This is a genomic window from Pseudomonas avellanae BPIC 631, assembly GCF_000444135.1.
GTDB classification, from domain to species: domain Bacteria; phylum Pseudomonadota; class Gammaproteobacteria; order Pseudomonadales; family Pseudomonadaceae; genus Aquipseudomonas; species Aquipseudomonas avellanae.
This window is the reverse complement of record NZ_ATDK01000107.1, coordinates 1-8463: the sequence shown is the minus strand read 5'-3', so window position 1 is coordinate 8463 and position 8463 is coordinate 1. Positions and strand designations below refer to the sequence as shown.

The 8463-nt window shown below is 56.8% G+C and carries 6 protein-coding genes; 5 read left to right on the top strand and 1 reads right to left on the bottom strand.

Features of this window, described 5'->3' with window-relative positions:
* Positions 1 to 180 precede the first annotated feature (180 nt).
* Positions 181 to 639, bottom strand: a complete 459-nt coding sequence (locus tag DW49_RS0107175) for an REP-associated tyrosine transposase (protein WP_024421161.1) — start codon at positions 637 to 639, stop codon at positions 181 to 183.
* A 136-nt stretch (positions 640 to 775) separates the two neighbouring features.
* Here DW49_RS0107175 and DW49_RS0107170 point away from each other — a divergent pair, with 136 nt between their 5' ends.
* From DW49_RS0107170 to urtA, 5 genes are all read left to right on the top strand, one after another.
* On the top strand, positions 776 to 1237 hold the full coding sequence (locus DW49_RS0107170) for a copper chaperone PCu(A)C (RefSeq protein ID WP_005620732.1): 462 nt from the start codon (positions 776 to 778) through the stop codon (positions 1235 to 1237).
* Positions 1238 to 1250: 13 nt separating this feature from the next.
* Complete coding sequence (locus DW49_RS0107165) at positions 1251 to 1685, top strand: DUF2946 domain-containing protein (protein ID WP_005620734.1); 435 nt, start codon at positions 1251 to 1253, stop codon at positions 1683 to 1685.
* An 82-nt stretch (positions 1686 to 1767) separates the two neighbouring features.
* Positions 1768 to 3141 carry a PepSY-associated TM helix domain-containing protein gene (locus tag DW49_RS0107160; RefSeq protein ID WP_005620735.1) on the top strand — a complete coding sequence of 458 codons (1374 nt, stop codon included), beginning with the start codon at positions 1768 to 1770 and terminating at the stop codon, positions 3139 to 3141.
* A gap of 251 nt (positions 3142 to 3392) precedes the next feature.
* Positions 3393 to 6821, top strand: a complete 3429-nt coding sequence (locus tag DW49_RS0107155) for a dermonecrotic toxin domain-containing protein (protein ID WP_005620737.1) — start codon at positions 3393 to 3395, stop codon at positions 6819 to 6821.
* Between the two features lie 245 nt (positions 6822 to 7066).
* Positions 7067 to 8332 carry an urea ABC transporter substrate-binding protein gene (gene urtA, locus DW49_RS0107150; protein WP_005620739.1) on the top strand — a complete coding sequence of 422 codons (1266 nt, stop codon included), beginning with the start codon at positions 7067 to 7069 and terminating at the stop codon, positions 8330 to 8332.
* Positions 8333 to 8463 lie beyond the last annotated feature (131 nt).

Genomic DNA, 8463 nt, shown 5'->3' with positions numbered 1-8463 from the left:
GCATGATCACAACGCTCATGTGGGAGTGAGCTTGCTCACGAAGAGGCCCGAATGACCGCCGAAAATTTATGCTCAATGTAAGTCCGCCTTCGCGAGCAAGCTCGCTCCCACAAGATCAATGCAAGCTTTGAGCGGCCCTCGCGAGCAATGCGGATCGCCGTCCCGGTCGCTACAGCATTTTTAAAGCCAGATAGCGTCCCACAAGGGATAATCACGCACGCTTTTGACCAGGCCGGCTCGAACAGGATTGGCAACAACATAACGGGCATAATTCACAAGACTGTCTTCATTGCGGACGCTGATGTCGTGGAATCCGCTTTGCCAAAACGGCCCACTGCAGCCCTTTGCTCTGTTTATGGCGATCGCGCTTTTTGATTTAACGCGCTGCACAACTCGAGATAAAGATTGACCATTCAACTGCAGCAGCCAATGAATATGGTCGGGCATGACGACCCAAGCGAGCGAATCGGCCAGTTGCTGCTCCTGGATTTGCCGAAGTTCATCGACGAGCAGGCGCCCCATGCGCCAATCGGAAAAAACAGGATTTCTCTGGAATGTTTTTGCAGTAACCAGATAAATTTGGCCCGCCCCGGAGATCCGCCCTGTACGCAAGCGATGTGACTGCGCCCTTTCGTTCATACCCATTACCTTATGGCGGCGTGTTTAGGAACGACTCTATAAAACCAGCACACTCGGTGGGGCTTAAAGGTTTACCTGAGTGTTTCGGATGTTCAACCGAGCTACCCTTCACTCATTTTTCCGGAGAATCACCCCCATGCTCAAAAAAGCACTCCTGCTGGTCGCATTACTGCTGCCGGCCTGCTTCGCCAAGGCCCATGAGTACAAGGCAGGGTCACTGCTGATTGGCCATCCGTGGTCGATGGAGTTGCCGCCCAACGCGCCCACTGTGGCGGCGTATTTCATTATCGAGAACAAAGGCGACAGCGCCGACCGGCTGATCGGTGTCGACACGCCCATCGCCGGGCAGGCGCAGTTGCATGAGCATGTACACGCCGACGGGCTGATGAAGATGCAGCATGTTCAGGCGGTCGATATTCCGGCAGGGGCAAAGGTGAGTTTCGCGCCGATGGCCTGGCACGTGATGCTGCTGGACCTCAAGGACCGCTCGAAACTGGTGGTCGGCCAGCGCTTCCCGATGACCCTGCATTTTGAAAAGGCAGGCGATGTCCAGGTGCAGGTCGTGGTACAAAAGCAGGCCCCGGAACACCAGCACTGAGTATCCGTTCAGATTGAGCGCCGCACGCCACAAAGACAGACCCGCCGCGCGCCGTCACTACCGGGCCGCATGGCTGAGCCTGTTCGCCATGTTGATGATCTTTATCGGCCCACTGATTTCCCAGTCGATGCCGATGGATCAGCACGCCGGCATGTCGATGTCCATGCCAGCCACGATGGACATGTCTGCCGACAGCCACGCTCACCACGGCGGCGAGCACGCCATGCCTGCCGACACCGGCATGAGCGATCACGCGCTGTGGGCCAAATGCGGCTATTGCACCCTGCTGTTCAGTTGCCCGGCGCTGCCTCAGGTCGTGGAGCTAGTGTCGGCGACACCGCCAAGGCCCGGTGACTTCTTCGCGCTGCCGCCATTGCACGGCCACGCACGCAAATCGATTTTCCCCAATGCCCGCAGCCGGGCGCCGCCCACGTTCATCACGGCATAACCGAAAAAAGTTTTCACGATCGCCCGCAGCTCAAGGCTGCGCGCGATTTGTGCTGTGTAATCCCTACTGGGGAGTGTTGAACGTGTCCAAACCTGTTGTCTCTTTTTATAACCTGGCCTGGCGATGGCATTTCTATGCCGGGCTGTTCGTCGCGCCGTTCATGATCCTCCTGTCGCTGACCGGGATCATCTACCTCTTCAAGCCGCAGTTGGACAACCTGATGTACAGCGGCCTGCTGAACGTGGCACCGGCCGAGCATCGCCTCAGTGCCGACGAACTGCAACAAAGGGTGCTGCATACCTATCCACAAGCCACCATCGGCAAGTATTTCCCACCGACAAGTGCCAGCGGCAGCGCGCAGTTTGTGGTCAGCGAGCATGGCCAGGAGGTGAATGTCTTCATTGACCCTTATCGCGGCGAAGTGCTTGGCACTCAGGACGCGAAGCAAAACCTGCAGGCCATTGCCCGTGCACTGCATGGCGAACTGATGATCGGTACGCTGGGCGACCGGCTGATCGAGCTGGCGGCGGGCTGGGGCATCGTGCTGGTGGTCTCCGGCCTTTATCTGTGGTGGCCCTGGGGTCGCTCGGCGGCGGGTGTGCTCTGGCCACGCCTGACCGCCAAAGGGCGCGTGCTGTGGCGCGACCTGCACGCCGTGACCGGTTTCTGGGGCGCATTATTGCTGCTATTCATGCTGTTGAGCGGTATGACCTGGACCGGCATGTGGGGCAAGCAATACGCCGCGGTGTGGAATACCTTCCCGGCAGCCATGTGGACGGACGTGCCCAAGTCCGACAAGCAGGCTGGCGAGCTGAACAATGCCAGCGTGCAAACCGTGCCGTGGGCAATGGAGAACACCCCGATGCCGGTTTCGACCGGTGAACACGCCGAACACATGGACCACATGCATATGTCCAGCGCACCGGCTGCGCCAACCGTGTCGCTGCAAAAGGTCGTAGACATTGCACGCGCCAGAGAAATCGTGTCGGGTTACAGCATCACTCAGCCCAAGACCGCCGATGGCGTGTTTACCGTCTCGGTGTTCGCCGATGACCCGCGCGATGACGCAACGCTGCACATCGATCAGTACACCGGCAAGGTACTGGCCGACGTGCGCTACGTCGATTACAGCGCAGTGTCCAAGGCCACCGAGCTGGGAGTGATGCTGCATGAAGGCAAGTTTTTCGGCTGGGTCAACCAGTTGCTGATCCTGCTGGTGTGCCTGTTGGTACTGCTCAGTTCGGTCAGTGGGCTGGTGATCTGGTGGAAACGCCGACCTCAGAACGGGCTGGGTGTGCCGCCGCTGCGCCACGACCTGCCACGCTGGAAAACCGCGACCGTGGTGATGATTGCGCTGGGGGTATTGTTCCCTCTGGTGGGCATTTCGATGCTGATTGTCTGGGTGCTTGATCAAATAGTGCTTTCGCGCTTTGCCAAACGGGCGGCAACAGCTTAGATTGCTCCCTGCGGGGCCTGAAACCATTGAGTGGCGTTGTGATGAATTCCTCCTCATACCTGGTTTCAGGCCTCGCCCTGCCTTGAATCACTCTTGCCCCAGGCCGATACTTCCTACCGACCAGGTAGCCGATTCCGCAGTCATCTACCAGCGCTGGCCGATAGCCCTGCGCCGCCAACCCTGACTACATGAAATGAACCGCTTGGCGACAGCCTGCCGCGGATCATCAATCATGTAGACGAATTGGCACTATGAACGCGACGCTCACGACACACGAACACCCTGTAGAGAGACCTTCTGACAGCGATACTTACCCGCCCACACTCAGCGAAACGGTACGTGAGCTGGCACATGAACTGCTCCGGACGGTAAAGCCCGGGCTGAACATCCAGACCACATGGCTGGCTTACCGTGACAGCACGTTACCACCCGACGCAGAGCCCAACCGGCACAGCGCTCCGCTGATCGACAGCCTGATCGAGCATTTCACCGGACGCCTCACCTGGACCAACAATGAAGTGCTGGGCTTCAACCCATCGCCCGCCGCCACGGCCCTGACTCCGGCCATCGAGCCACTGGGCCGAGCGGCTATCCTGACACTCTACGCTCAGGTCAACCAGCAACTGGAACAGCGTCACAGCCAGAAACTGGCAGATTACTGGGCCTTTGAACTACCCGATGGCAAGACCCGAAGCAGCGCATTGCTCGCAGACAGGATCCAGTGCCTGAAATCCGAATGCGAAATACAGATCGCGCTGGGACAGATGAAAGTCAGTCACCACAGCATGCTTTCGGCAGCGCTGAAGCTGAGCGCAACCAACACCACTGACGAGGTTCAGCCACACGGTGTTTACAGCCTGTCGGCAAGTATTGGCGGAGGCGAACCGATGCCCCTGCACGGCGCTTTCGCCATCACTCGCAGGCTTAGAACGCAACCGGCGCAAACAGAGGAAGAAGAACGTGAAGACGTTCTGCTGTTCACTCTTCAGGACGGACTGGAGGGATTCAGCTCGTTCAAACAGATGAACGACAGCCTCATCCGGCAAGGGGCCGATCCTCAATACAGACAACGTGTTCAGGCTCAGCTCACGCCGGAAGAACCGGGGCCACCCATCACCAGCCCGCTGCAATGGCACTACTCGTCAATGACCGGTAACTTCCTGAGCACACTGCTGACCCGGCAAATCATCAGGCAGCAATCCATATTCGCTCACGCCATACAGCGCGCCCGCGCCGAGCGAATGGACATGACGTCTATCGAACAACTGATCTGGCGCTTACTGAGCCCTGAGCTGAATTTCGATAACCATCTGCACCTTGACCGGCTGAATTCAGAGCTGATTCAAACCCATATGCCTGACTGGTGGAAAACCATGGGGCAGGAGCAACGCAAGCAATGGCTTGAGCACGCGCAGCGCTTTGGCGAAACGGTGGTGAAGATTCAGCGCTCAAGTAAGGAGACATTCGCCAGCCCCGAGGCTGACAGCCGTATTTTTCTCGCGCGTTATATCGACCAGCAACTGGATAACGCACTGAAAAAAGCCGCGATCACACTCGCACCTGAGCGAATCCGCGTCTCGATCACCTACCTGACAACCCCGGAGGTGCTTGAGATACAAGAGGTCCCCATAACACCGGACAGCCTTACCGCCACAATGTCGCTCAAGGAGCTGGTTCATACAGCCGACCATCGAAACAAGGTCGAATATGCAACACAGACAAACGTTACCGACGACAAGGGCGCTGCCATCACGCACCTGGACGAACGTTTCATCACGGAACTGATCACCACTATCAAGGACCCACAACATCTAGGCAGCTACCTCGACTTACATCTGAAGTCATCGACTTACGCCCATCAATTAAAGCGCTCACAAAAAGATTTGCTGGAATCGCAGATGCGGATGGCCGTATTGGAGATCGAACAGCAAGCATTTCCGCTGAAATGCTTGAGCTGGATCAACGCCGTACTCGACTCCCCGGGACCGGAAAAGCGGCGTACGGTCGATGGCGAAAAAATAGAAGTCCGTTTTTTCAGCGTCAACCAACTCAAGATGACCAACGTCATGCTGATTGCCCCGGTCGATACATTCGAAAAGGGCCCAATAGTGCTATGCACACTGGATGCGACAGACGGCGTGGTTTTCCGCTGGTTCAGTAGCGTGCACCACCTCAATATCAACTTTCTGGAAAAAGAGCCATTTCAGCATTACCTGATTCAGCAGATTCCCGTTTTCAGGCGCCTGGAGACGCTGCAGGCCATGCAATATGAGAAAGAGGCAAAACACTGGCGGCTACCGGAGGTATTAACCAGGTTTTCTACGATACCGTTCCTTATAAAGCTGTTACGACTGATCGCTTTCATCCCCCAAAGCGAAGATCTTTATGAGGAAAATCATAAGACCAAGATCGACCAGTTGATCCAGACAGCCAAACGGCAAATGAGCCCGGAATATCAGACCGGCCAATCCGATAGCAGCTTCGATCTGATTGCCAATATTGCGATTCTGTTTTTGCCCGACGCGATCATGATGCCTCTCGCGCTGGGCGTGGGCCTTTACAAAACCTGGAGCGCCTTTGAAAAAGTTGAGAAAAACGATATCGAAGGGGCCGCCGAGGAGTTCCTGAGCGCTATCGGCTACCTTGCCATCGCCGTCATGGGGCGCATGGCGCTGCCTCTCAAGTCTGCGATAAAGGCCAGGAAGGCAGTCAGGCGCCCAAACCTGATCCGCCGGAGCGGTCGCGATGGCCAGGTACAGATCGGCTACCTGATGTCACCTTCAAGTGCACCCAGGCTGGCGGATTCGGGACTTACCGTAACCCTTGATCACAAGCGCTTTGTCGCTGTCGCGATCGACGCGAAAACCTGGTATGTAAGCCGCCGCGCCAATATGTTCGGTCACTCTCGTCTTTATCGTGTGCACCCGACTGACCTGTCGACGCTGGTACATGAAGAGGAATACGCACTGCGTACCACGAGCGGCGCCTGGAAAGTCGTGGGCAATAAAATGCCGCGTTTAAGCCAAACGGCCACTCAACAGGCAAAAACACAGCTGATAAACCTGTTGAGCGCCTGGCCCGCCTCGCTTCAGGACGCGAGCGCCGCTGAACGCGCGCAGTTCGAGGCCGATTATCTGGCCTTGAGCAAAACCTCTAACGCGGAAAACCTCGCTAAAATCGTTGCCTATGCAGAAGGTGGCTCGGCAGACATCAACCCGTTGCTGCGACGCGGCGTTCGAAATGCGAAAACACGCGAGTTCATGAGTCAGTTCCATCGCCTCAGAGAATGGAACGGCGGCGCTTTTCGCGCCACTTACGTTTCCAGCGCCGGTCTTGCATGCCTGGAGCAAGAGGGAGGCGCAGTGTTTACTGATGCAGGCATACAATCAGCCTCCGTCTCACGCGCCAATGCCGTCCGCTGGAGTCAGGATGTTTTTGTGAGCGGCAACGCCAGTTCTGAAAATCATCCGGTGTTCTTCATCTTTGCGCCTTCGATCCCGAAAAAAAATCTGTTCACAGGCTTTCTGGGCGACCACGTTGCTATTGCGCCAGGCACCCACTTGCAGCTTTGCGCGACCAAACGCCTCAATGGCCAGTTGTTTGCTTACTTCGACGTACCTGAACGGATCGCTGATGAGACGTATGACCTGTATACCGGCGAGAAAGAAAGCGGGGTATAGCATTCCCTAACCGAGAATCAGAAGCCCGCCCGATCAGAGCGGGCTTTTAACGTGACGCACCATCACAGCGCGCAAGGCGCACCACGCTCATCACTGCGCTCCACAGAGGTGCGCGACGCCCTTCCCGAGCGACAGATTCATTCGATTTTGCGACTTTTTTGCGTTGGCCCAGCATTTGCTAAAGCTTGATGAGAGCCATGAATGCGCTACAACAAAAACCATCAAGAAACGAATGGAGCCAGTCAATGAAGCGTCGCAGCCTGATCAAAGCCTTTACCCTGTCCGCATCGATCGTCGCCATGGGGCTGACCTGGACCGTTCAGGCTGCCGAGACCATCAAAGTCGGCATCCTGCATTCGTTGTCCGGGACCATGGCGATCTCCGAGACCTCGCTCAAAGACATGGCCTTGATGACCATCGACGAAATCAATGCCAAAGGCGGCGTCAACGGCAAGATGCTCGAAGCTGTGGTCGTGGACCCGGCCTCCAACTGGCCGCTGTTCGCAGAAAAAGGCCGTCAGTTGCTGACTCAGGACAAAGTGGCAGTGGTCTTCGGTTGCTGGACCTCGGTGTCACGCAAATCCGTTTTGCCGGTGTTTGAAGAACTCAACGGCCTGCTGTTCTACCCGGTGCAATACGAAGGCGAAGAAATGTCGCCCAACGTGTTCTATACCGGTGCAGCGCCTAACCAGCAGGCCATTCCTGCGGTCGAGTACGTGATGAGTGAAGACGGCGGTTCGGCCAAGCGCTTCTTCCTGCTGGGCACCGACTACGTCTACCCGCGCACCACCAACAAGATTCTGCGTGCGTTCCTGCATTCCAAAGGTGTGGCGGACAAGGACATCGAAGAGGTCTACACCCCGTTCGGCCATGCTGATTATCAAACCATCGTGGCCAACATCAAGAAATTCTCGGCGGGCGGCAAGACCGCTGTCATTTCCACCGTCAACGGCGACTCCAACGTGCCGTTCTACAAGGAACTGGCCAACCAGGGCCTGAAAGCCACCGACGTACCGGTTGTGGCGTTTTCGGTAGGCGAAGAAGAACTGCGCGGCATCGACACCAAACCATTGGTTGGCCACCTGGCCGCCTGGAACTACTTCCAGTCGGTGGAAAACCCGGTCAACAAGAAGTTCGTTGCTGACTGGAAAGCCTACGCCCAGAAGAAAAACCTGCCGGGCGCTGACAAGGCGGTGACCAACGACCCAATGGAAGCTACTTACGTCGGTATCCACATGTGGGCGCAGGCCGTCGAAAAAGCCAAATCCACTGACGTGGACAAGGTCCGCGAAGCCATGGCCGGGCAGACATTCGCCGCGCCATCGGGCTTCACCCTGACCATGGACAAGACCAATCACCACCTGCACAAGCCAGTGATGATTGGCGAAGTCGAGGACAACGGTCAGTTCAACGTGGTCTGGCAGACCAAAGAGCCGATCCGCGCCCAGCCTTGGAGCCCGTACATTCCCGGCAACGACAAGAAGCCGGACCATGCGGTGAAAAGCAACTGATGTGACGGGGCTGAGAGCACAATAACTCTCGCCCCGACGCTCTAGCGCTAGGGTCTGTTCCCGTTTCACATTGGTAGCCACAGAAAAGCGCAGGCCATTGCTATGACGCTTTCATAGTTTCTCTTGAGTTT